At 62.2% G+C, this 24,360-nt stretch carries 17 protein-coding genes; 8 read left to right on the top strand and 9 right to left on the bottom strand.

Features of this window, described 5'->3' with window-relative positions:
* Nucleotides 1–64: 64 nt before the first annotated feature.
* On the bottom strand, nucleotides 65–2,998 hold the full coding sequence (locus ABIB44_RS09740; protein WP_354584463.1) for a 2-oxoglutarate dehydrogenase E1 component: 2,934 nt from the start codon (nucleotides 2,996–2,998) through the stop codon (nucleotides 65–67).
* 524 nt (nucleotides 2,999–3,522) lie between these two features.
* Here ABIB44_RS09740 and ABIB44_RS09735 point away from each other — a divergent pair.
* The gene (locus tag ABIB44_RS09735) at nucleotides 3,523–3,969 is read left to right on the top strand and encodes an RlpA-like double-psi beta-barrel domain-containing protein (RefSeq protein ID WP_354584462.1); all 447 of its coding nucleotides are present in this window, start codon (nucleotides 3,523–3,525) and stop codon (nucleotides 3,967–3,969) included.
* A gap of 79 nt (nucleotides 3,970–4,048) precedes the next feature.
* On the opposite strand, the gene ABIB44_RS09730 is transcribed toward ABIB44_RS09735, so the two are convergent.
* From ABIB44_RS09730 to ABIB44_RS09720, 3 genes are all read right to left on the bottom strand, one after another.
* Entirely contained in the window at nucleotides 4,049–5,236 is a 1,188-nt protein-coding gene (locus tag ABIB44_RS09730) for an SMP-30/gluconolactonase/LRE family protein (RefSeq protein ID WP_354584461.1), read from the bottom strand.
* A 124-nt stretch (nucleotides 5,237–5,360) separates the two neighbouring features.
* On the bottom strand, nucleotides 5,361–6,131 hold the full coding sequence (locus tag ABIB44_RS09725; protein WP_354584460.1) for an SHOCT domain-containing protein: 771 nt from the start codon (nucleotides 6,129–6,131) through the stop codon (nucleotides 5,361–5,363).
* Nucleotides 6,132–6,159: 28 nt separating this feature from the next.
* The gene (locus tag ABIB44_RS09720; protein ID WP_354584459.1) at nucleotides 6,160–6,888 is read right to left on the bottom strand and encodes a hypothetical protein; all 729 of its coding nucleotides are present in this window, start codon (nucleotides 6,886–6,888) and stop codon (nucleotides 6,160–6,162) included.
* A 132-nt stretch (nucleotides 6,889–7,020) separates the two neighbouring features.
* Between ABIB44_RS09720 and ABIB44_RS09715 the strand changes: the two genes are divergently transcribed.
* From ABIB44_RS09715 to ABIB44_RS09695, 5 genes are all read left to right on the top strand, one after another.
* Nucleotides 7,021–7,575 (top strand): hypothetical protein, encoded by a 555-nt coding sequence (locus ABIB44_RS09715; RefSeq protein WP_354584458.1) that lies wholly within the window; start codon nucleotides 7,021–7,023, stop codon nucleotides 7,573–7,575.
* A gap of 210 nt (nucleotides 7,576–7,785) precedes the next feature.
* On the top strand, nucleotides 7,786–10,098 hold the full coding sequence (locus ABIB44_RS09710; protein ID WP_354584457.1) for a TonB-dependent receptor domain-containing protein: 2,313 nt from the start codon (nucleotides 7,786–7,788) through the stop codon (nucleotides 10,096–10,098).
* Between the two features lie 89 nt (nucleotides 10,099–10,187).
* Nucleotides 10,188–11,057 carry a heme/hemin ABC transporter substrate-binding protein gene (locus ABIB44_RS09705; RefSeq protein WP_354584456.1) on the top strand — a complete coding sequence of 290 codons (870 nt, stop codon included), beginning with the start codon at nucleotides 10,188–10,190 and terminating at the stop codon, nucleotides 11,055–11,057.
* Between the two features lie 159 nt (nucleotides 11,058–11,216).
* Nucleotides 11,217–12,272 carry a FecCD family ABC transporter permease gene (locus ABIB44_RS09700; RefSeq protein WP_354584455.1) on the top strand — a complete coding sequence of 352 codons (1,056 nt, stop codon included), beginning with the start codon at nucleotides 11,217–11,219 and terminating at the stop codon, nucleotides 12,270–12,272.
* Nucleotides 12,273–12,416: 144 nt separating this feature from the next.
* Nucleotides 12,417–13,235 (top strand): heme ABC transporter ATP-binding protein, encoded by an 819-nt coding sequence (locus ABIB44_RS09695; RefSeq protein ID WP_354584454.1) that lies wholly within the window; start codon nucleotides 12,417–12,419, stop codon nucleotides 13,233–13,235.
* Between the two features lie 12 nt (nucleotides 13,236–13,247).
* On the opposite strand, the gene ABIB44_RS09690 is transcribed toward ABIB44_RS09695, so the two are convergent.
* The gene (locus ABIB44_RS09690; RefSeq protein ID WP_354584453.1) at nucleotides 13,248–13,559 is read right to left on the bottom strand and encodes a hypothetical protein; all 312 of its coding nucleotides are present in this window, start codon (nucleotides 13,557–13,559) and stop codon (nucleotides 13,248–13,250) included.
* Nucleotides 13,560–13,732: 173 nt separating this feature from the next.
* A complete protein-coding gene (locus ABIB44_RS09685; protein WP_354584452.1) occupies nucleotides 13,733–14,539 on the bottom strand; it encodes a class I SAM-dependent methyltransferase in 807 nt (268 codons plus the stop codon).
* A gap of 115 nt (nucleotides 14,540–14,654) precedes the next feature.
* Between ABIB44_RS09685 and ABIB44_RS09680 the strand changes: the two genes are divergently transcribed.
* Both ABIB44_RS09680 and ABIB44_RS09675 read left to right on the top strand, forming a co-directional pair.
* On the top strand, nucleotides 14,655–16,721 hold the full coding sequence (locus ABIB44_RS09680; RefSeq protein ID WP_354584451.1) for a S9 family peptidase: 2,067 nt from the start codon (nucleotides 14,655–14,657) through the stop codon (nucleotides 16,719–16,721).
* 371 nt (nucleotides 16,722–17,092) lie between these two features.
* Nucleotides 17,093–20,515, top strand: coding sequence for a PAS domain S-box protein (locus ABIB44_RS09675; RefSeq protein ID WP_354584450.1), 3,423 nt, complete (start codon nucleotides 17,093–17,095; stop codon nucleotides 20,513–20,515).
* A gap of 131 nt (nucleotides 20,516–20,646) precedes the next feature.
* Here the strand turns inward: ABIB44_RS09675 and ABIB44_RS09670 are convergent, their stop codons facing one another.
* The 3 genes from ABIB44_RS09670 to ABIB44_RS09660 form a co-directional block, all read right to left on the bottom strand.
* Nucleotides 20,647–22,797: an FUSC family protein gene (locus ABIB44_RS09670; protein WP_354584449.1), complete on the bottom strand. Its 2,151-nt coding sequence runs from the start codon at nucleotides 22,795–22,797 to the stop codon at nucleotides 20,647–20,649.
* A 62-nt stretch (nucleotides 22,798–22,859) separates the two neighbouring features.
* Entirely contained in the window at nucleotides 22,860–23,147 is a 288-nt protein-coding gene (locus ABIB44_RS09665; protein WP_354584448.1) for a hypothetical protein, read from the bottom strand.
* Nucleotides 23,148–23,366: 219 nt separating this feature from the next.
* A complete protein-coding gene (locus ABIB44_RS09660) occupies nucleotides 23,367–24,329 on the bottom strand; it encodes a bestrophin family protein (RefSeq protein ID WP_354584447.1) in 963 nt (320 codons plus the stop codon).
* Between the last annotated feature and the right edge of the window lie 31 nt (nucleotides 24,330–24,360).

Raw genomic sequence — 24,360 nt, 5'->3', positions numbered from 1 at the left:
AATATTAAGATGATGAGCGCCGCAGACTGGCCCTGCGGTGCCAGCTGAAGCTTACCACGCCAAGCTAGTCCAGCTTCTTGGCTGCTTCGGCGGTGGCTTTAATGTTGGCATCGGCCACGGCTTCTTTGGGCTTGTCGAAGGCGCGGGCCACAAGGTCCTTCTGCTCCTTCACGTGGATTTTGTTGTAGCCGGTGGCCGGCGAAGCCGAGGGCTTGCGCGCCACCACATCCTCCAGCTCACGGCGCATGTAGCGCAGCATGAAATTCCAGTAGCCCATGTTCTCGGGCTCTTCCTGCACCCAGTAAATTTTGGCTTTGCCGTACTTGGCCAGCTCGGCGTCGAGCTGCTTTTTGGGGAAGGGGTGCAGCTGTTCGAGGCGCACAATGGCCACGTCTTTGCGGTCGGAGCTGCGCTGCTCCTCCAGCAGGTCGTAGTACACCTTGCCCGAGCACAGCAGTACGCGCTTCACTTTTTTGGCCTCGGCGAAGTTATCGCCCAGCACCTCGCGGAAGTGCCCGCCGGTAAACTCGTCCAGCGGCGACACGCACAATGGGTGGCGCAGCATGCTCTTGGGCGACATCACCACCAGCGGCTTGCGGAAGCTCCACGTCAGCTGCCGACGCAGGGCGTGGAAGAAGTTGGCCGGCGTCGTGATGTTGGCCACCACGATGTTGTTCTCGGCCGCGAGCTGCAAAAACCGCTCGGGGCGGGCGTTGGAGTGCTCGGGGCCCTGGCCTTCGTAGCCGTGGGGCAGCAGCATTACCAGGCCGTTCATGCGCTGCCACTTGCTTTCGGAGCTCACCACGAACTGGTCAATCATGGTCTGGGCCCCGTTGGCGAAGTCGCCGAACTGGGCTTCCCACACCACCAGGGCCGTGGGGTTGGCCATGCCGTAGCCAAACTCGAAGCCCAGCACCGCATACTCGCTCAGCAGCGAGTTATAGATGCTCAGCTGCTCGTGCTCGCCGTCGATGTTGTTGAGCGAGTTGTACGGGGCCGAGGTTTCGGCATCGTGCAGTACCGCGTGGCGGTGCGAAAACGTGCCGCGCTGCACGTCCTGGCCGCTTACGCGCACGGTATGGCTTTCGGTGAGGAGCGAGCCGTAGGCCAGCAGCTCGGCGGCGGCCCAGTTCAGCACGCGGGTTTCGTAGAACATCTTGCGGCGCTCCTTCAGCAGGTTATCAATCTGCTTGATGGGCTTGAAGCCGTCGGGAATCGTGGTCAGGGCCTTGGCCACGCGCTCCACGGTTTCGGCCGTAATGCCGGTTTCGGGCGACTGCTCAAAATCCTCGGGCGTGCTGCGGCGCAGGCTGCGCCACTCATTTTCGAGGGCCTGGTACTTATAAGGCAGGGCTTTCTGCTTCACCAAATCGAGGCGGGCCTGTAGGGTGTCGCGGAAATCCTTGTCCATCTGGGTGGCCAGCTCGGCATCCACGTCGCCGCGCTGCACCAGCATGGCATTGTACACCTCGCGCGGGTTCTGGTGCTTCGAGATGAGGTTGTAGAGCGTGGGCTGGGTGAACTTGGGCTCGTCGGACTCGTTGTGGCCGTGGCGGCGGTAGCACACCATATCAATAAAAATGTCGGCGTGGAACTGCTGGCGGTATTCGGTGGCCAGCTGCACGGCAAACACCACGGCTTCGGGGTTGTCGCCGTTCACGTGCAGGACCGGCGCATCGATGATTTTAGCCAAATCCGTCGAGTAAATCGACGAGCGGGCATCCTCAAAATCAGTAGTGAAACCGACCTGGTTGTTAATCACGAAGTGAATGGTGCCGCCCGTTTTGTAGCCCTCCAGCTGCGACATCTGGGTCAACTCGTAGCCAATCCCTTGGCCGGCCAGCGCGGCGTCGCCGTGAATGAGGATGGGCAGAATCTGGTGGTAGTCGCCGCCGTACTGATGCTCGATTTTGGCCCGCACGAAGCCTTCCACCACCGGGTTCACCGCTTCCAGGTGCGAGGGGTTGGGGGCCAGCTTCAGGTTCACTTTCTGACCGCCGCTGGCCTCCACTTCCGACGAGTAGCCCATGTGGTACTTCACGTCGCCGTCGCCCATCGTGAGGTCGGGCACGGCGGTGCCTTCAAACTCCGAGAAAATCTGCTCATAGGTCTTGCCCATGATGTTGGCCAGCACGTTCAGGCGGCCGCGGTGGGCCATGCCAATCATCACCTCTTTCACGCCCAGCTCGGCCCCCTTGCCGATGATGGCATCGAGGGCCGGAATGGTGGTTTCGCCGCCTTCGAGCGAGAAGCGCTTCTGCCCCAGAAATTTGGTGTGCAGGAAGTTCTCGAACACCACAGCCTCGTTCAGCTTCTTCAGAATGCGCTTCTTGTACTCCACACCGGGGTTGAACGCCAGCGAGTCGCGCTCCACCTTTTCGCGAAACCAGTCGAGCACCTGCGGGTCGCGGATGTACATGTACTCGAAGCCGATGGGGCCGGTGTAAATCTTTTCCAGCGCCGTCACAATGTCGCGCAGGGTGGCTTGGGTGCCCAGGCCCAGCACTTCGCCGTTGCGGAAGGCGGTGTCGAGGTCGGCTTCGCTCAGGCCGAAATCAGCCAGGTCGAGGCGGGGCTTGCGGTCTTTGCGCTCGCGCACGGGGTTGGTTTTGGCGCGCAGATGACCCCGGCTGCGAAAGGCGTGGATGAGGTTGCGCACGGCCGTTTCCTTATCCGAAGCGGGTGCGCCGGTGGCCAGGCCGGGGGCGTTGTTGGTCGAAGCCGACGTGTTGAGCACCCCATAATCGTCGGGCTGCGGGCGTGGGCCGGGGGCGGGCGAGGCCGTGGTGGTCAGGGCACTGCCGTTGGAGGCCGCGGGACTGCTGGCGGCCGCACCGGGCAACACGGGGGCACCTTCCGGAAACTGCTGCGAAAAATCAAAGCCTTCGAAAAACTTACGCCAGCCGAAATCCACCGATTCGGGGTTTTCACGGTAAGCCTGGTACAGGGTTTCGATGGCCGCCGCGTCGGCGTTGGCGATATAGGAATAGGCGTCCATTGGGAATTCAGCTTAAGTAAGGCGGCGTAAAAGTAACGCGCCTAGCAGTCAGGTAAAAACCTGCAACCGGGTACGCGAATTAACCTTACGGTCAGGTTTATAGCTCTCCTGCCATGACTTACCATGACTGACTTGCTGCGTCAAGTTATCAAAATCCATCCGCTTGCCGGGATATATAGTTACGCACCGGCTGTAAAACCGTTGGATTCACGGTGGGCAAAAAATTGCATCGTAGTGGGTCGAATAATATAAACTTTTGCCTATATGAAGACTAACAAGCCTAGTAAGCACCTTTTCAATTGGATAATTTATTTAGTTTAAACTAATCTGGGTAGCTATCCGTTAATACTTTTCTGCCCAGGCCGAAACGGCTGGGCAGTACCCATAACGCCGGGCTCAATGGCGCGCTCACGAACCTTATTTTGATGAATAATGCACGATTAATTATAGATATAGTACTGGCCGCCGCCGCTTTGGCTGCGCCTCTATTCCACACCGCTCCGGCGGCCCGGACCAATACCAACATGACCCGCTTTTTTGCTCCAGCAGCGGCTAGTCGACTAAAAAGCCGCCGCCTGACCCGGACCAGTAAGCTGGTGGTGAGCAGCCCAACCTACACCGTGACCGCCACTGCCTACCAAGCCGTGCCGGGCCAGACGGACGACGAGCCGTTCGTGACGGCCGATAATTCCCGCATCAAACCACACTACGGAAGTAAAAAGCGCTGGATGGCTCTGTCGCGCGATTTGCTGAAACCCTGGGGCGGCCGTTTCAAATTTGGCGATAAAGTGCGTGTACGGGGCATTTCACCCAAGCTTGATGGGGTATACACGATACACGACACCATGAACCGCCGCCACCGCCATTGCATGGACATCCTGACGCATGTGAGCGAAAAGTTCGATATTTTTCAGAAGGGCGTGAAGATTCAAAAGGTAGAGGAGGTTGACCTCGCTTACGCTAAACTTTAACGCTATTTCTATCGGCATTGCAAAAGCCCCGCGCCTCCATCAGGAAGCGCGGGGCTTTTTCGTGCTGCGCAGTACCCGCTTACCTAGGCACTGCCATTTTAAAGATGCTGAACCTGGCCCCGGGCTGGCCGACGCCTTTGTTCCAGCTCGCCGTTTTGTGGATGGCCGAGGTGGCAACGTACAACGCATTAGCCGTAAAGCTGTACGTATCGGGCCATTGCAGGCGGTCGTCCTGCACCAGGGTTTCGATTTTGCCGGCGGGGGTGCGGCGCATCAGGGCGCTGTTTTTGAAGGACGTGAGGTAAACGTTGTTGGCCGCGTCAATTTCAAGGCCATCGGTAGCGGGAATTTCGCCCACGATTTCGACCTGTCGGGCCAGTTGTGCGTCGGTGAGGGCAGCATCGCGCAGGGCAGCGGTTTTGATGCGGTAGAGCTTGTGGCCAGTGAGCGGGCAGTAGTACAGGTAGGTGTTGTCGGTGCTCAGGGCAATGCCGTCGACGTTGAATTGGGCGGGTTTGCCCTGCAAATCAAGCATGGGGTGGCCGGCGGCTTTAATCACGAGGCCCTTTTCGGCTTTCATCGAGGGGTGCAAAGCCAGTAGGCGGCGCGACTTCAACGTTTTCAAATCGGTAACGACCAGCGCGCCGAGGCCCGATTCGGTCAGGTAGGCGTAGTTGTGCTGCAGGTCGATGCGGACGTCGTTGAGGTAGGACTTGCGCGGGGCTACACTTTCCGGGAAGGCAACAGTGAGCAGCACCTGGCCGTTTTTGGGGTCGGTTTTAACCAGCTTAGGGCCACCGGGCACGGTGAATTTGAGGCCAGGCGCGGCGGGGTCGAGAACCCAGAGCATGCCCTGCTTATCAGTTTGCACGGTTTGGGGGCAAATCCAATGCTTGAGGGGCTCGTTCTTGACCGAGTCGTTCCACATGCACCAATTGGCATCGGGATAAGGCTTGAGCGTATTGTTAGGCCCTACTTCGGCGATGGGATATACCGGGTTATAGTCCCAGCGCGGAAAGCAGGCGAAGATTTTGCCGCCCGGCTCCACGGCCACCCCCACCATTTGGGGAGCGGTGAACTCGGCCACAACTTGCAAAGGCGAGTTGGCCGGGGCGGCGGGATTGGTGGCAGTGCCAGTCGTATCGGAAGCGGCCGGGGCAGCAGCTGATTCCGGTTGGCGGGCGGGCGATGAGCAGCTCCCCAGCAACAGGCCGGTGGCGGCCAGCAGTGCGGCACCGCTAGCGGCGATAGGACGAGAAAAAAGCATGGCGTTTGAAGGAGAAAGAGCAAAAAATATCCTCGCCGGGCTGGGCGAGGATATTTCATACGGCCTGCAGAGCCAGTCGTTGGCCCTGCATGGCTGGCAGCGCTGCGCTAAAGCCGCCTTGCTATTAACGCTTAGTTGAATCGGGGGCCGCGGGGGTAACTACCGCCGCCGCCGAATCGCGGGCGGCAGCAGCTTTTTGCCCCGTCTCCGCCCGCGAAGGCAGTACCGGGGCCGGGTTGGCAGGGGCCACGCGCACGGTTTCGGGTGCGGCGGTGATGGCGGGCAGCGGAGCCACCTGCGGCCCGGTTTCGATGGGGGCGGCGACCGAGTCGGCCGCCGTTTGGCTGGTGCTGGAAATGTGCTCCGAGGCGGGGCGGGTGAAGCCCAGGTAGGCGACTACCGCCAGAAACACCAGCACGCCGGCAATAGCCAGCACCAAGCCCAGCGAAGAATTCGGCGCGGCGGGCGGGCTGGCGGGGTCAAGGGCATTCGCATCGGTCAGCATTTCCGCTGCTACATCGCCGGAGTCGCCATCGGTAACCGGGAAATCGGCCGATGCCTCGGTCCTAAACAAAGGTTCGGGTACGGGCTCAAAAACCCGCGCCTGCGTTTCCTCCCTGTGCGGCGCGGGGCGCGAATCGAACTGGCCGGGATTCGATAAGCTTAGTGGGCTGGCTGGCGGCAGAGCAGGTGCGGGGTGTGCCGTGGGCGCTTCCGGCGCGGGCAAGGCCGGGGCTACGGGCGCGATGGGCGCGGCGGCGGCAGGGTCGGGCGCGGCGGGCGCGAAAACAAGACGCTGCTTCAGGGCTTCAAACTCGGTGGGCGTGAGGGCCCCGGCATCGAGCATTTCCTTGAGCTGGCGCAGCGTATCGAGGGGCGACGAGGGGTTTTCCATGGTAGAGCCAATACGGCCGGATGCGGGGCTAGTTTTTGCGGTCGAGAGCAGTGAGGCGGTCGCGGCGGCGTTGCAGGCGCTGCCGGTTTTGCTCCAGCTGCACGTTGGTCCCGATGAGCGTGACCGAATCGGCCCGCGACTGCGTCAGGTTTTCGGCGTTTTTCTTCATCAACTCCTCGATGCGCTTGAGGTTGGCCGTGGTGTTGCTTTGCAGGTTCAGGCGTTCCTTTTCGAGGTGCTCTTTTTCCTTCTCGACCGCTTTCACCTTCTTCTCGCCTTCGGCCACCATGGTGCGGTAGGCATTAAGGCGGGCTGCCCCGGCGTAGCTCTGCACCATGGTGCGCAGGGCCTCGTATTCGGTTTTGGTCTTGTCGGGCGAGAAGAAGGTGTTGTCGTCGAAACCGCCGAACACCGACACTTCAGCTACCGAATCGGACGGGGCCGTGATGGTCGCATAAAGGTCGAGAAGCTTGCCCGAAATGCTGCTCGCGGGCACCTGGCGGGCCGTGAGCACGTCGCTTTTCATGAAGCCCAGTACGCCGCCGCTCTTGAACTTGACGTTGTAGCTGCTCTTCATCCAGCTCTGGAAAAAATCGCGCACGTCGGAGGCCGAACCATCAACCTGCACTTTGAAGGCCGGGCGCGGGCTTTTGTTGTAGCTCACGTCGCCGGGGCGCACGTCGTAGAGCTGGGCAGCCGCCGGGCGGGCGGCGAGCAGGCCCAGCAGCACCAGGCACAGGATATAAATTTTTACCATTGCAACGGTTTTCAAAAGGCCATCAACTGGCCAAAAGTAAGGCCGGGGGCGGGCAATTTCGGCTGGTGGGCTGGGGCAGCGCGGGCGGGCACACTATTTCCGATGTATTTTTAACCGCCCAAATCTTTCTTCTTGAAGCAGCTTGCCGTCTTTGTCTTGTTGGCCGTTTTCTGCTATAATTTGGTAGGGGCGTACCCGGTTGCGCTGTGGCGGCAGCACGAGCTTCGGCAAGCGGCGGAAAGCAAGCGCCGCGCCACCCTCCCCGACCGCGCCTTGGTACGCGTGGCGGTGGCCCGGCAGGCGGCGGCCCGGCCGAAGCTGGTGTGGCACGAAGCACAGGAGTTTTCGTACCGGGGCCAGCTGTTCGACGTGGTGCGGCAGCATGCCCGCCCCGATTCCATCATTTACTTCTGCTGGCCCGACCGAGAAGAAGCGCACCTGCTGGCCAGCCTGGCAGAGCACGTGCGCGAGTTCGCGCAGCCCGATGCCGGCACCCGCAAGTCGGCGCAAAAGGTCTTGGACTATCTGGCGAAGCTCTACTTATTGCCAGCGGCCGAAAGCCACCCGGCCGCGTTGGTGCGCACGGCCATCGGCCGGCGCTATCCTCACTACACCGTCGGGCTGCGTTCGCGTGTCCGCAGCGTGCCCTACGCACCACCGCAGGGGCAAACGGCGGCCATCGCCTAGCCAGCCCTTGGCTGGCCGGGCCGCCTGGCCTCGGCCAAACTACTTTTTTCTGAAGCTGCGGCCGGCCGGCGGCCGTGCCCATCGGGCGCGGCGTAGGTGCGGCTGCCTCCGAAAAATTCCCCCTCCCCTCTTGCTTACTGAAGTCTCCCGCCACTTGGCTGTTTCGCGGCGAAACGGCCGGTGGCTGGGGCTTGATAATCGTTTTTTAGTATGAAATTTTTCTATGCCCGGTTGCTGCTACTGGCGGCAATCGTTTTGCTGAGCGTGCCCGCCTGGGCGCAATTCAGCGCCACTGGCACCGTGCTCGACCAGCAGAGCCGGCAGCCGCTGGTGGGGGCCGTGGTGCTGGTGCCCGGCCAGACGATGTCGGTTGCCACCGATGAGCAAGGCCATTTCGCGCTGAGCGCGGCTACCGAATTCCGCGCGGTACGCGTGCAGCTGCTGGGCTACCAGCCGCAGGAAGTGCCTCTGAAAGGCCCTGGCTTGCCGCTGAATATTACCCTGAAGCCCTCCAACACCGGCCTGAGCGAGGTGCAGGTGATTGGCTACGGCACGGGTACCGAGCGCAAACTGCTGGAAACTCCGGCCGCGCTCAGCATCGTGACCGAGCCGGAGCTGCAGCGCAACAACCCGGTTTTCCTGCAGAATACCCTGAACCAGGTGCCCGGCGTGCGCATGAACGTGCGTAGCGCGGCCTCCCAGTCGAACCTGGTTATCCGGGGCATTGGCGGTACATATGGGCGCTTTGGCATCCGGGGCATTAAGCTGTACCAGAATGGCATCCCGCTGTCGGAAGCCGATGGCACGACTTCGCTCGATGACCTCGACTACACCACCCTCGGCCGCATTGAGGTGATTAAGGGGCCGGCTTCGACCATTTACGGGGCCACGCTGGGCGGCGTGGTGTCGTTCCAGACGCGCAAGGCCACGCCGGGCACCAGCCTGCAGCTGGGCACCACGGTGGGTAAGTACGGGCTGTTCCGCACCAATACCGGCATCGGCGTGGGCACCGATAAGGTGAACCTGCTGGTGAACTACGGCCACCAGGAAACCCAAGGCTTTCGCGACGCGCACGGCAACAGCCGCAAGGACTACGTGACGGTGGCCGGGGACTTTTACGTGAGCGACAAGCAGACGGTGAGCGTACTGGGCACCTACACCAACGTGCACGACAACTTTGCCGGCGAGCTCGACAGCACGGACTACTTCACCAGCTACACCAAAACGGCCCCGGCCTACGTCAGCAAAGACATTGGTGTGGATGCCGAGGTTACCCGCCTGGGCCTCACCCACACCTACCGCTTCACGGGCAACTTCGCCAACACCACCAGCCTGTTCACCACCAACTCGTATTCACTGAGCCCGGTCGAGCCCAACTTCGCCCACATTCAGCGGGGCAAGCGCGGGGTGCGCAGCGTGTTCACCTACGCGCCGCAGCTGGGCAGCGTGCCGGTGCGGCTGGCGCTGGGCACCGAGTACCTGGCCAATCAGGACAACAACAAGCGCTACGCCATTTCGGCGGTCGGCGTGTCCGGGGCCATTACGTCGGACCAGGAAGTGAAGTCGACCCAGACCAACACTTTCGTGCAGGCCGAAGCCTCCGTGACCACCCACACTACCCTGACGGCCGGCGTGAGCTACAACGTGGTGAGCTACGATATCCAGGACCTGATTCCGAAAACCGCGCCGGCCCAGAGCCTGACCGGCTACCGGCAGTTCAAGCCCACCTACACGCCGCGCGTAGCGGTGCTGCACACCTTCAACGACCAGGTGGCCGTGTTTGCGCAGTACAGCACGGGCTTTTCGCCGCCCATCAGCAACCAGATTTCGCTCTCGTCGGGCCCCATCAACCCCGACGTGAAGCCCGAGACCAATGAGAATTTTGAAATCGGCTCGCGGGGCCGCGTGCTGCGGAATTCCATCGACTACGACGTGACGCTGTTTCGGATGCGCGTGCAAAACGGCCTCGTGGCGCAGACCAGCGGCGGCATCACCTCCTTCGTAAACTCGGGCGAATCGCAGTACCAGGGGCTGGAGCTGGCGTTGTCGGGCAACCTGGTGCCCACCGAAGCGGCCGGCGAACTGCGGCAGCTGCGCCCCTTCGTGCGCTACTCCTACACCGATGCCGAATTCAAATCCTACAAGCTGGGGACCAATGACTTCAGCGGCCGGCAGGTCACGGGCTCGTTCCGCAACCTGTTCACCGGCGGCCTCGATGTGGATACCCGCGTCGGGGCCTACCTCAACCTGACGGCGCAGTACACCGACCACACCCCGATGAGCGACAACAACGCCCGCTACGCGGCGGCCTACTGGCTGCTCAACAGCAAAATAGGCGTGCGCAACAAGCTGTTTGGCCACCTGGGCTACGACGTGTTTGCCGGCCTCGACAACATGAGCGACGTGCGCTACGTGGCCTCCGTGGCCCTCAACCAGGCCACGCCCGTGGGCAAACCCACCTTCTACAACCCCGGCCTGCCGCGCAACTGGTACGCCGGCGCAAACCTGAACTACACGTTTTAGGAGCGCATCACAGGAACGTCATGCTTCATTTGGCGTTCAATCAGGTTTGCAGCTTCCCCTTTCCTCCGAATTCCAACGATTCCTATTTCGTGAAAAAACTCCTTTACGCCACCCTGCTGCTGGCCGCAGCCGCCTGCAACCGTTTCAAAAACGAGGAAGCCGCCAGTGCCTCGCCCAAGGCCGAGCGCATCGTATCGGTGGCGAAGCAGCTGACGGAAATGATTTTTGCGCTGGGCGCGGAAGACCGGCTCGTGGGCGTCGATTTATCGAGCACCTACCCGGCGGGCGCTAAAAAGCTGCCCACCGTGGGCTACCACCGCCTGCTCAGCGCCGAGGGCATTATTTCGCTGAAGCCCACCGTGGTTTATTCCGATGGCAACGTGGCCCCGGCGGCCGTGATGACGCAGCTGCGTGGCGTGGGCATTCCCGTCAAGGAATTCGCCCCCACCAAAACCATCGCCGAAACCTGCCAGCTCCTGCAGCAGCTCGGCGACCTGTTTGGGCGGCGGCCCCGGGCCGACTCACTGGCCCGGCAGCTGACGGCCGACATGCAGCTGGCGGCCGACAAAGTGAAGCAGTATCCCGCGCACCCGAAGGTGGTTATTATTCATTACGGCCTGCAAAAGAACATTTACCTGGCGATGGGCCAGCAAAGCGTCGGCACGCAGCTGGTGGCCTGGGCCGGCGGCATCAATTCGCTGAACGCGAACGAAGGCATGAAGCCCATCAGTCCCGAGCTGATTGCCGAAGCGCAGCCCGACGTAATTCTGGCCACCGATTTTGGCTACGACCGACAGGGCGGCCTCGAGAAATTCAAGCAGTTACCCGGCATCGCCCTCACCCCGGCCGCCAAGAACAACCGCATTTACCGCGTCGAGGAGCACGACCTAGTGTACCTGGGCCCGCGCACCGGCCAGAACGTGCTGCGGCTGCAGGAGCTTATCCATCAGAAGTTGTAGCTGGCATCAATCAGCACGTTGTGCCGAGCGCAGCCGAGGCACAACGCTCGCTGTCACTAATCCTTTCGATTGAATTACTACCACACGCGAGATGCTTCGGCTGCGCGGACGCTAGATGAAGCATGACGTTTCTTTTGCCGCAACCAATTTTCCTTCTTCGTGAAACCCTCTCCCCGCCGCGTACGCCTCTACTTTGCTCTGCTGGCCGGGGCCCTGCTCGTGGCAGTGGTACTCTCGGCCCGGCTGGGGGCGATGACGCTCACGTTCGCGGAAATCGGCGGTTTTATAAGCGGCAATACTTCCAGCCCCGACCCCACGGCCGGGCTGCACCGGGCCGTGTTCTTTCAGATTCGGCTGCCGCGGGTGTTGCTGTGCGCGGCCGTGGGGGCGGCGCTGGCCATGTCCGGCACGCTGATGCAGGCCCTGTTCCGCAACCCCATCGTGGAGCCGGGCCTGATTGGCACTTCGGCCGGGGCGGCGCTGGGGGCGGCGGTGGTGTTCGTGCTGGGCAACTCGCTGAGCTGGGCCAACGTGCCCGTGCTGGGGGCGCTGGTGTTGCCGGCGGCGGCTTTTGTGGGTGCGCTGGCGGCCACGGGGCTGGTATATCGGCTATCGGCCGCTGCCGGTGGGGGCCGGGTACCGGTAACCTCCATGCTGCTGGCCGGTATTGCCGTGAATGCGCTGGCGGCCGGTGGCACCGGCTTTCTGTCCTTCATTGCCCGCGACCCGCAGGCCCGCTCCATTACCTTCTGGAGCTTGGGCAGCTTTTCGAGCGCCGACTGGCCTTCGCTCTACCTCGTGGGCACGGTTACCGGCCTGGGTGGGCTGCTGGCGCTGCGCTACGCCAACGCGCTGAATGCCCTGCAGCTGGGCGAACACGAGGCCGAATACCTGGGCATCGACGTGCGGCGGCTGCAGAATCGGGTGCTCCTCCTCAATACGCTGCTGGTGGCGGTGGCCACGGCCACGGTGGGCGTCATCGGGTTTGTGGGCCTGGTGGTGCCGCACCTGTTGCGGCTGCTGCGTCTCACCGACAACCGGGTGCTGCTCGTGGGTTCGGGGCTGCTGGGGGCGGTGCTGCTGGTGGTGTCCGACACGGTGGCCCGCGTCATTATTGCCCCGGCCGAGCTGCCCATCGGCGTGCTCACGGCGGTGGTGGGCGCGCCGGTATTTCTGGGGCTGCTGTCGAAGCACCGTATTGCGGGCCTCGGTTAGCGGCCACGTTGCACGTCATGCTGAGCTTGCCGAAGCATCTCTACCGCGCAACGCAACCTATTTTACCGCTGCAGTAGAGGTGCTTCGGCAAGCTCAGCATGACGTTCTACTTCTTTTAATTTCTGAACAACTCACTCCCTGAACGTGCTTAGCCTCGACCATGCTTCCTTCGTTGTTGCGGGTAAAACCCTGCTCCGTGACGCCTCGCTGGCTTGCCGGCCGGGCGAAACAACGGTGTTGCTGGGGCCCAACGGCGCGGGCAAAACCACGCTGCTGCGCCTGCTGGCCGGCCTCTACGCCCCCACCGAAGGCCGCGTGCAGCTCGATGGGCAGGCGCTGCACCGCCTCGACCGCCAGACCCTGGCGCGCAAGCGGGCCGTGCTATCGCAGGAAATCCACCTGGCTTTTCCGATGACGGTGGAAGACGTGGTGCTGATGGGCCGCTACCCGCACTACGGGCGCAGCACCCCGGCCCACGACCAGCGCATTGCCCAGCAGGCACTGGCCACGCTGGGCCTAGCCAGCTTTGCCGACCGCGATTACGCCACCCTGAGCGGCGGCGAGGCCCAAAAAGTGCAGATGGCGCGCGTGCTGGCCCAAATATGGGAGCCACCAGCCACGGGCAGCCGCGTGCTGCTGCTCGACGAGCCGGTGGCCAGCCTCGATATCCAGTATCAGCACCAGCTCCTGCAGGTGGCCCGGCAGCTGGCCCAAGAGCAGGCCATCGTGGTCACCATTCTGCACGACATCAACCTGGCCCTGACCTACGCCGACCGGCTGGTACTGCTGAAGAACGGCCGGATTCACTGCATCGTCGAACAGCCGGCCGCGCTGACGGCGGAGGTGCTGCGGGAGGTGTTTGAGGTGGACCTGCGGGTGATTGCCAACCCCCTCACCCAGCAGCCGTTGGTGGTGTATGCCGGGCCGGCCGCTGGAGGCGCGGCAACGCCCGTCAGGCAATAGCCACCCGGCTTTTTAGCGCAGTTCGTGGCGGTCGAAGGCGGCCTGCAAATCGGCGCGCATGGCCTGGAAGCGGGCAATGGCGGCGGCCAGAAACTCGTCGTCGAGCAGCTCGCGTACTTCGGCATCGGAGCCGGTGAGCAGGTCGAGCTCGGCCACTTTGTAGGTCTGCTCGAGGTTGCCCTGCTCCAGCTTCAGCAGGAACTTGCCATTCCAGGCCAGGAGCGTGATTTTGACGGCGGGATGAGGGATATCGGCAACGTGGCGCATGACATTGGGAGGCAGGTTGAGCAGCGGCCGCGAAGGTAGCAGGGCCGGAGCGGGCACGATGAAGTTTTAGCAAAATTCGGGCGTTGCCCAACCCGCCGGCCTGGCGGCCGTACATTGCGCTTCCTGACTAACGCCTTACAGCGCGGACAGGTGGCTGTCATCCCGCAAAAGAAGAGCTTCCTGCAATCGATTGAGGAAGCTTTTTTTTGCCCGTACCCCAACCAGTCGAATCAAGGCTTCCGGGCCACCAGCTTCACTAGCCGCAGCTGCTGTTTGGTGAAGTCGGCCGTGCCAATGGGCTCTTCGTAGCGCACGATTTTCAGGCCCGCGGCGGTGTATAATTTTGGCAGTTCACCGGTCTTGAAAAAGACGCGGTAGTCGCCGCCCACAACCTGTATCTTTTCGGTGGCGTCCAGGTGGAAAGCTTCGAGCACGACGATGCCGCCGGGCTTGAGGGCCCGCATCACGCGGGCGGCGTAGTCGCGCCCCCCGGCGTAGCTCAGCACGATGAGGTCCCACTGGTTGGTACCCCAGTCGTATTTGGCCATGTCGGCCACTTCAGTGGTGATTTTCACGCCTAGTTTGGCAGCCCTGTTCTGGGCGTAGGCCAGCGCTTTTTCGGCCACATCCACACCCGTAACCTGCCAGCCGTGTTGGGCCAGATAGATGGCATTGCGGCCTTCGCCCATATCGGCATCGAGGGCGGTGCCAGGCTTGCGGCCTTGCACGGTTTCGACCAGCAGGGCGTTCGGCTGCTCGTTGAGGGTGCGGGCGCGGGCCACCGAGTCGGTCAGGATGTAGTTCCAGCGTACGCGGGTGCGCTCGGCCAGCTCGCGGTCGTAGGCCGCCTTTTGGGCGGCGGTGGGGTTGGCCGGCAGCACCGGGTCGGGGCCGAGGCCGGGAATGGGCGGCAGGCTGCGCTTGGCCGGGGCCGCGCCGGTGGGCTGCTGCGCCCAGGCCGGGCTGGCAGCCAGGAGCAGGACGGCGCTCAGCAACAAGCTGGCTGGCAAGAGAACCCGAAAGGAAATGGATTTCATAGCGCGTTCAAATCAATTGGATTGCTATAAACCTACTCACTAAATAGATAATAAACTATATTAAAGATGGCGGCTTCCGCCCGTGCCATGTGCCGGCAGCGCGTATTTTTCGGCCATGAACAAGCTCTTTCTTGGCGCGCTGGCTTTGCTCCCACTCGCGGCCGCCGCCCAAACCTCTCCCCCGTCCGTGCTCACCCCCGAAAAGCTGTGGCAGCTGGGGCGGCTGGGCGAAATGGCCGTGTCGCCCGATGGCCGCACCGTGGCCTATACCGTGACGCGGTACAGCGTGGCCGACAACAAAGGCAACGCCGACATCTGGACTGTGCCCGTAGCCGGCGGCCCAGCCCAGCGCCTGACGGAAACGCCCGGCTCGGAAAACACCCTGAACTGGCGGCCTGACGGCAAGCTGACGTTTATTTCGGGCGCAAGCGGCACCGACCAGCTTTACGTGATGAGTGCCGATGGCACCGGCAAAACCAAGCTCAGCGAGTTCCCCGACCAGGGCCTGAGCAACCTGAAATACGCGCCCAAGGCCAATTTCATCCTCTACACCCAGGACGTGAAATCGAGCCCAACCACGCTTGATATGTTCCCGGACCTGCCCAAGGCCGACTCCAAAATCATCGACGACCTGAACTACCGGCACTGGAACGTGTGGGACGACCACCAGGCCAGCCACGTCTTCTTCCAGCCGCTGAACGCCGACGGCAAGCCCGAAGGCTACGGCAAGGACCTGATGCCCGGCGAGAAATTCGATTCGCCCCTGATGCCCGACGGCGGCAGCGAGCAGCTGGCCTTTGCGCCCGACGGCTACCGCATTGCCTACACCAGCCGCAAGCTGACCGGCAAGGCCGAGGCCGAAAGCACCAACGCCGACATCTACCTCTACGACATTCACGACCAGAAAACCGTGAACCTGAGCGAGGGCCTGGGCGGCTACGACACCGAGCCCGCCTTCTCGCCCAACGGCCGGCAGGTAGCCTGGCTGAGCATGGCCACGCCGGGCTTCGAGAGTGACCGCAACGGCATCGTGGTCTACGATTTCGCCAGCAAAAAGCGGGAGGACATCACCAAGGGTTCGGAGCTGAGCGCGGCCAACGTGCGCTGGAGCGCTGATGGCAAAACCATTTATTTCCTGGCCGTGGTAGAAGGAACGGAGCAGCTGTACTCGGTACCGGGCAAGGGCGGCAAAATCCGCCAGCTGACGACCGGGGCGCAGAACTACAATTCGTTTGAATTGGTGGGGAAAGACCAGGCCGTAGCTAACCGCACCACCCTCTCAGCTTTCGCCGATATCGTGCGGCTCGACCTGAAAACTGGTAAGGAAACGGCCCTTACCACCATCAACCAGCAGGAGCTGGCCGGCATCAAGCTCGGCAAGGTGGAAGACCGCCGCGTGACGACCACCGACGGCAAGCAGATGCAGGTGTACGTGATTTACCCGCCCGATTTCGACCCGGCCAAAAAGTACCCCACGCTGCTCTACTGCCAGGGCGGCCCGCAGTCGCCCATCACCCAGAGCCAGAGCTACCGCTGGAATTTCCAGCTGATGGCGGCCAACGGCTACATCGTGGTGGCCCCCAACCGGCGCGGGCTGCCCGGCTTCGGCCGCGAGTGGAACGACGCCGTTTCGGGCGACTGGGGCGGCCAGGCCATTCGCGACTACTTCTCGGCCATTGATGCCTTCAGCAAGGAACCGTTTGTGGACAAGGACCGCCGCGGCTGCGTGGGGGCCAGCTACGGCGGCTACGCGGTGTACTACATCGCCGGCCACCACGAGGGCCGCTTCAAAACCTTTATTGCCCACGACGGCCTCTTCAACCTCACCAGCTGGTACCCCAGCACCGAGGAAATGTTCTTCGCCAAGCACGACATGGGCGGCGCGCCCTGGGATGCTACGCCGAGCAAATCCTACCAGGAATTCAACCCCCAGCTGTTCGTCAAAAACTGGGACACGCCCATTCTGGTCATCACCGGGGGCAAGGATTTCCGGGTGCCCGAGGGCCAGGCCATGGAAGCCTTCGGCACGGCGCAGCTGCGCGGCATTCCGAGCCGGTTTCTGTACCTGCCCAACGAGGGCCATTGGGTGCTGAAGCCGCAGAACGCCATTCTGTGGCAGCGCGTGTTTTTCGACTGGCTGGGCCGCACCCTGAAGCCCGACGGCGGCAAGGCGGCGAAATAGGGCAGCGGCCAATTGAAAAACACAACCGCTTGGTGCTTTGGGTGGGTTTTTGAAATTTTGCACCTTCCCCAGCGAGCTGCAATGCCGTTTCCGCCCCGGCCCAGGGGGTGTCGGTCTGGGGGGGCAGCCGGCGCGGCGGCCCAAATCAATTGCGCACCACCCCATCCGCCGGGAGCGTTTCTACGTTAGGAAAGCGGTACCTTACGGGTAATTTATTTTTCTGAAAAAGAAAGAATTAGGGTCCGATAGCATTTAGCAAATAAGCGTCAGGATTTGTACGGACGAAGGCAGCTTTGGCTACTGCGTCCCTACGAGTTCGGGCAACATTAACAAACCGAAAACTCGCCTACCGGGCCAGTGCAACTACCCCCATGAAGGAAAGTGAAAAGCGTTACCGCCGGCTGATTGAAGCCAGCCAGGACTTGCTGGTGACCGTAGACCTGCAGGGCCATATCATCGACACCAACGAGGCGGGTGTGAAGCTGACCGGCGTGGACCGCGAAGCCCTGATTGGGTCGGACTTTTTTCAGTATTTCACCGAGCCGGCGGTGGTGCGAGCCGTATACCGTGAGGTGATAGCCAGCGAGGCCGTGAGCAACGTGCCCTGCACACTGCGCCACGCCACTGGCACGCTCACCGAGGTGCTCTTCGACGGGTCGGTGAACAAGGACGACCACGGCCAGGTGCTGGGTGCGGTGCTGGTGGCCCGCGAAGTGGCCGAAAAAAACTGGGCTACCGAGCTGGGCATCGCCAACAAAGAGCTGGCTTTCCAGCACAACGAGAAGGAGAAACGCGCCGATGAGCTCAGCATCGCCAACGAAGAGCTGGCGTTCCAGAACGACGAGAAGGAGAAGCGCGCCGCCGAGCTCAGCATTGCCAACGAGGAACTGGCCTTCCAGAACGATGAGAAAGGCAAGCGGGCAGCCGAGTTGGGCATTGCCAACGAGGAGCTGGCCTTCCAGAACGACGAGAAGGAGAAGCGCGCCGCCGAGCTGGGCATTGCCAACAAGGAACTGGCGTTTCAGAACGATGAGAAGGAAAAGCGGGCGGCCGAGTTGAGCATTGCCAACGCTGAACTGGCGTTTCAGAACAACGAAAAGGAGAAGCGGGCGCAGGAGCTAAGCATTGCCAACACCGAGTTGGCATTTCAGAACGACGAAAAAGAAAAGCGGGCGCAGGAACTCAGTATAGCCAACAAGGAGCTCGCGTTTCAGAATGATGAAAAGGAAAAGCGGGCGCAGGAACTCAGTGTAGCGAACGAGGAGCTGGCCTTCCAGAACGACGAGAAGGAAAAGCGGGCCGCCGAGCTGGGCATTGCCAACGAGGAGCTGGCCTTCCAGAACAACGAAAAGGAAAAGCGCGCCCAGGAGCTGAGCGTAGCCAACGAGGAACTGGCCTACCAAAACGACGAGAAAGAGAAGCGCGCCGCCGAGCTCAGCATCGCCAATACCGAGCTGGCTTTCCAGAACGACGAGAAAGAAAAGCGCGCCCAGGAGCTGAGCGTGGCCAACAAAGAGCTGGCTTTCCAGAACGATGAAAAGGAGAAGCGGGCGCAGGAGCTGAGCATTGCCAACACCGAATTGGCTTTCCAGAACGACGAGAAGGAGAAGCGCGCCGCCGAGCTGGGCATTGCCAACATCGAGTTGGCGTTTCAGAACGACGAGAAGGAAAAGCGCGCCGCCGAATTGGTGATTGCCAATAAGGAGCTGGCGTTTCAGAACGATGAGAAGGTGAAGCGGGCGGCCGAACTGCGCATTGCCAACTACGCCCGTAGCCTGATTGAGGCCAGCCGCGACCCGCTGGTGACCATCAGCCCCGAGGGCAAGATTACCGACATGAACCTGGCCACGGAGTACATCACCGGCATAGCCCGCGAGCAGTTGCTGGGCTCCGACTTCTTTGCCTATTTCACCGAGCCGCAGATGGCCCGCGAGGTGTACCAGGAGGTGTTTGCCAAGGGCACCGTGGCCGATTCGCCGCTCACGCTGCGCCACAAAAACGGCAAGCTGACCGACGTGCTGTTCAACGGCTCAGTGTACAAAAACGACGAGGGCCACGTACTGGGCGTGGTGATTGTGGCCCGCGACGTGACCGACCAGAAGCGCATTGCCACCGAGCTGACGGAAGCCAAAATTGCCGCCGAGCGCGCCACCGTGCTGGCCGAGGAAGCCCAGGCCAAAGCCGAAAGCGCGACCCAGATTGCCGAAGATGCCGTGAAGGCCAAGCAGCAGTTTCTGAGCAACATGAGCCACGAAATCCGCACGCCCATGAATGCCATTATCGGCTTCACGAAGGTGGTACTGAAAACGGAGCTCACCGATAAGCAGCACGAGTATCTGACGGCCATTAAGCTGAGCGGCGACACGCTGATTGTGCTGATAAACGACATTCTGGACCTAGCCAAAGTGGACGCGGGCCGGATGACGTTTGAGCAGATTCCGTTTAAGCTCGCGGCCTCGGTGTCGGCGATGGTGCACTTGTTCGAGACCAAAATCCAGGAGAAAAACCTGGAGCTGGTGATGGAATACGACGACCGAATTCCGGAAGTGCTGGTGGGCGACCCCGTGCGCCTGCACCAGATTATCCTGAACCTGGTGAGCAACGCCGTGAAATTCACCAGCGAGGGCAGCATCACGGTGGGCGTACGGCTGCTGGTGCAGGACGCGGAAAAGGTTGTGCTGGAGTTCGCCATCACCGATACCGGTATTGGCATCGAGCAATCGAAGCTGGGCACCGTATTCGACAACTTCCAGCAGGCTACCAGCGGCACCAGCCGCCTGTACGGCGGCACGGGCCTGGGCCTGGCCATCGTGAAAAACCTGGTGGAACCGCAGGGCGGCACCATTCACGTGAAAAGCCGGGTGGGCGCGGGCTCCACGTTCAGCTTCGTACTGAGCTTTGCCAAAACCCTGGAGAAAGCCGACGCGGACACCAACCTGACGGTGGAGCTCGAATCCGGCTTTCAGGACGTGAAAATTCTGGTGGTGGAAGACATTGCCCTCAACCAGCTGCTGATGAAGACGCTGCTGGAGGACTTCGGCTTCGCGATGGAAGTAGCCGGCAACGGCCAGATTGCCATCGAGAAAATGGCCACCACGCCCTACGACATCGTGCTGATGGACCTGCAAATGCCCGTCATGAACGGGTTTGAGGCCACCGAGCACATTCGCACCGTGCTAAAATCCAACGTGCCCATCATCGCCCTCACGGCCGACGTGACGACCGTGGACGTGGAGAAATGCAAGGCCGTGGGCATGAACGACTACATCTCAAAGCCCATCGACGACAAGCTGCTCTACAGCAAAATCATTAAGTACCTGAAAAGCGCGGGCTTTGCCAATAAAGCCGCTGCGGAAGCCGCCGAGGAGCTGCCCACCGCTGCCCTCACCTGCGTCAACTTCGACTACCTGCGCCGCGTCACCAAGACCGATAACCGCATGGCGGAGATGATTTATCTGTACCTGCAGGAGATTCCGCCGCTGGTGCAAACCATGAAAAAGGCCATCGCGGAAAACGAGTGGGCTGCGCTGAAGTCGGCCACCCACTCCATCATTCCCACGTTTGCCACGATGGGCATCAACCCAAAATTCGAAAACAACGCCAAAGACCTGCAAGCCCTGGCCGGCATCCTCCTCGCCGATGATACCGGGGCCGAGGCGGCCAGCGTAAACCTGGCCGAGGTGCACCGCCTGTTCCTGAAAATTGAAGCTGTGTGCGAGCTGGCCGCCGCCGAGCTGGAAGAAAAGCTGCAGCGGCTGTCGCAGACGCGGCAACCGGCACCGACGAAGAAGTAGCGTAGTTAAATAGGCTGTCGTGCCGAGCGCAGCCGAGGCATCCCGCGTGCTATCACGAGTAAAATCGCTGAAACGAAGTGAGCCAGATACCTCGGCTGCGCTCGGCACGACGGCCCTTTCTGCGCGTTAGATTAGCGGGCCAGCACCTCGGTTACTTTGCCGATATCGGTGCTCACTTTTTGCAGGAAGGTGAGTTGTTCGAGCAGCGACTTGTCGTCGGTGAGGACGTCGACGCTGGGCTCGGCGGGGCCGAGCTCGGGCGCGGAGGGCTCGGGGGCCGGCGCGATGCGACCCAGGCTTTTGCTCAGGGCTGCCACGGCGCTGGTGAGGGCGCGGCGGCTCTCGGGCGGGAAGGGCGGCACAGCGGGTGCGGCCTCGCGCAGGGTGCCCGTGAGCGCGGCAATGTTGGACGAGAGAATATGGTTCAGCACCACGAATTCGTGGGTTTTTTCGGGCTCGTGCTGCTTGCTTTTGGGCTCGGTGAGCATGCGCTGGAAAGCCGCCGCGAGGTTGGCCCCACTCACGTACACGTTTTTGCGCAGCAGGCGGTACTCGTGGGGCGGCAAGGGGCGGCCGGCGAGGCGGTCGGCCAGCTGGCGCAGGTAGGCCAGGTTGGCGCGCAGGGCGGCGGCCATGTAGTCGGTCAGCTTCTCCGATTCCCAGCTCGGAAACAGCAGCCAGCCCGCCCCAAAGGCAATGCCGCAGCCCACTATTGTGTCGACGATGCGCTCCTGGGCCACCCCCAGAAAGGCCAGCCCCAGAAACCGGAACATGATGAGCAGATAGGCCGTGAGAAACACCACCGTAACCAGGTATTTGGTGCGCTGGAAGCTGTAGGCCACCACCATAAACGCCACCAGAATGGCAAGGCGCGCTTCGGGCCAGGGCACGGCCCACAGCACGGCCCCGCCCAGCGCCCCGCCGGCCAGCGTACCCACGATGCGCTCGGTATTGCGCTGCCGCGTGAGGCTGAACCCGGGCTTGAGCATGATGGTGACGGTCATCAGAATCCAGTAGTTGTGCTGGCCGTGCCACAGCGTTTCGGCCACGAAGAAGGCCACCAGGCAGGCCACCGTCATGCGCACGGCGTGGCGGAACACGGCCGATTTCATGGTCAGGTTCTGGGCAAAGGTGCGCAGCTCGATTTCCTGGTGGGCCACGAAGCGGCCGTGCTCGGCGGCGCGGCTGGCGGGAGGGGCGGCGGCCGTCAGGGCCTCATCGAAGAAGCGCTGGATGTTGCCTACCCGCCGAATGATGTCGCGCAGGTTCACCAGAATTTTTTTAAGGACCAGGGCATGGCTGCCCAGTCCGGCTTCCGCATCCAGGCCACTGATGCGGACTTGCAGGCGCTCCCATTCGGCAGCGAGCTGGGGGCCGGTGCCGCGATAAGCGTGGTTGGCCTGAATGGCCACCCCGAGGTGGTCGAGCTCGGTGGCCACGTGCCGGATGAGCCGGGCCACCTCGGCCAGCACGCCGGTACGGGCAAACTCTGCGCGCACGGCCGCGTAGTCGTAGTAGCCCACGGTGATGCGCTCATATAAGTCGACGGTCTCGACGAAGGTGAGCACCAGGCGGCGGCCGGTGCTGGTGGTTTCGTTCACAATCTGGCGGGTGCGGAAGAGAAAGTCGCGGGCGGCTTCCTGCTTCTCGTTCACCACCACCTGCTGGGCCACCAGCTGGCGGTAGTCGTCGTCGAGGTCGGTGCGCGGCTCGTAAAAGCGGGCCTTCAACGCCAGAAAGCCCGCCAAGGCGTGGATGCACTCGCCCAGTGCCTGCTGGGCCGGGCGATAGGGCCGCACCTGATAGGCCAGCAGTGCCAGCCCCGCGTACCAGAGCCCGCCCAGCAGCAACAGGCCCGCGTGCAGGGGCGCAGCGGCCAGCGCGGGCGGGTGGGCCAGCAGCAGCACCGCGTTCAGCAGGCCGGCGGTGCCCACCGCGCCAGCCCGCGCGCCCCACACCAATAGCATGGTCAGCCCGAAACTGAGCGCCCCGATTTCGAGGGCCAGCGTCCAGATGTTGAGGGCGGCGACGCTCGTGAGCAAGGCCGTGCCGGTTACCACCGCCAGGGCGGCCAGCATGCCGTTGCGGCGGTGGGCGGCCGGGCCGGGCGTATCGGTCACGCTTAGGCACACGGCCCCGATGGAGATGGTGAGTCCCTCGTCGAAGTGCCCCCACTGCCCCAGCAGCGCCGCCGGCAGCAGAATCGACACCGTGATGCGCACCCCGTCGGTAAAATTCTGGCCGGAGAAAAAATAGCGAAGCTGGCGCGAGTGCTGGTTCATGCGGCGAAGATGGGAACTGCCCGGGTTAACGCACGAACGGGGGGCCGGGGTTGGGCGGGCACCTACAGCGCCACGGGGCCGGCGGGCCGCTCCTCATCGGTCGCCACCGAGTCCGGGTCGTCGTACACGGTGTTTTCCAGGTCGTCAACGCAATTTTCGAGTTGGGCCACTTTTTCCTCTTTATCGGCCAGCCGTTGCCGCAGGGCCGCTATTTCGCGGGCCTGGAGTTGCTGAGTGGCTTCGAGCTGCTCCAAACGCACCTGCCCGGATTGGCAGGCGCCCAAAGCCAGAGCCAGCGCGGCCGCCAGCGCGCTTCGATAAAATACCTGAGCGAATGCGTGAGCTTTCATTGACCCAAAACTACGCAGCGTGTTGTGTTGAACGCAGCCGAAGCCTCTCTATCGTTTAAGTAGTCGCGCAAAAATAACGGCAGCAAAAAAGGAGGTCATGCTTATCTGGCGTCCGCTTGTCGAAGCATCTCTACTGCTTCGTTGAATGGCCCTTGCGAAGCGGTAGAGATACTTCGGCTGCGCTCAGCATGACCGCCTTTTTTTTCTGTCTGCCCCGCGCTAGTACAGCACGTCGTGCACCGCCTCCAGCTTGGGTGGCAGCTCGGTTTCCTGCAACAGCTCGCGGATATCAATCTCAATGCTGCGGCAAATCGACGTCATGGGCACGTCGTAAATATCGTTTTCGAAGGGATTTTCGCTGGTGTGGCCCACCACTTCAATCACATTGAACACCCACGACACCAGTACCGAAAAGGGCACCATCAGCCACACGTGGTATTGGCCCAGGGCGGCGCGGCTGTCGAACTCCTCGACCAAACCCAGCGGTAGAATGGCGGCAAACACCCACACGAACACGAAGCTGAAATACGCGAACTGGCGCGGAAACGGCGTGTTTTTGATGCGCTCGCAGCCCCCCTGCGCGTTCAGCAGGTCCTGAATGGTCTGCATCATGGCCACCTGCCGAAATTCGGTGAGCAGGCCGCGCTGCTCCAGCTCGCGCAGCTCCACGCTCTGGCGGCGCAGCAGGTGGGTGGGCGGGTTGCTGAGCAGCTTGGCCGTTCCAGCCTCATCGGCGGGCAGAAAGGGGGCCACCTCGGCATCCCAGAGCTCGGCGGTTTGGCGGCGCAGGTGCAGGCGCAGGGCATTGCACCACGCCACCTGGCGGTAGAGCAGGCGGCGGTGGGTTTCGGCCAGCTCGACCGGCCCCAGGCTAGCCGCATCCGCCGGCATCTGCACGAAATCGAAAGACCGGATGGCCCACACCCGGCTGGTGTTCACGATGCTGCCCCACAACTGCCGGCCCTCCCAAAATCGGTCGTAGGAGCCGTTGCTCTTGAAGCCGATGTAAAAGGCCACCGCCGTACCAAGCAACGCCACCGGCTGCCACGGAATATCGAGCACATGCACGTTGAGCGGCCCGTAGAGCAGGCAAATCAGTGTGTTATAAATCAAAAAGACGAGGAGGCTGCGGCGCGTGAGCTGCCATACTACCTCCCAGCGCAGGTTTTTACGAACGTACATAGGTGCCCATAACTAGGCGGGTCGCCACGGA

This window comes from Hymenobacter sp. UYCo722 (genome assembly GCF_040547115.1).
GTDB lineage: Bacteria > Bacteroidota > Bacteroidia > Cytophagales > Hymenobacteraceae > Hymenobacter.
The sequence above is the reverse complement of the archived record's forward strand: the minus strand, read 5'-3'. Positions and strand labels throughout refer to the sequence as shown.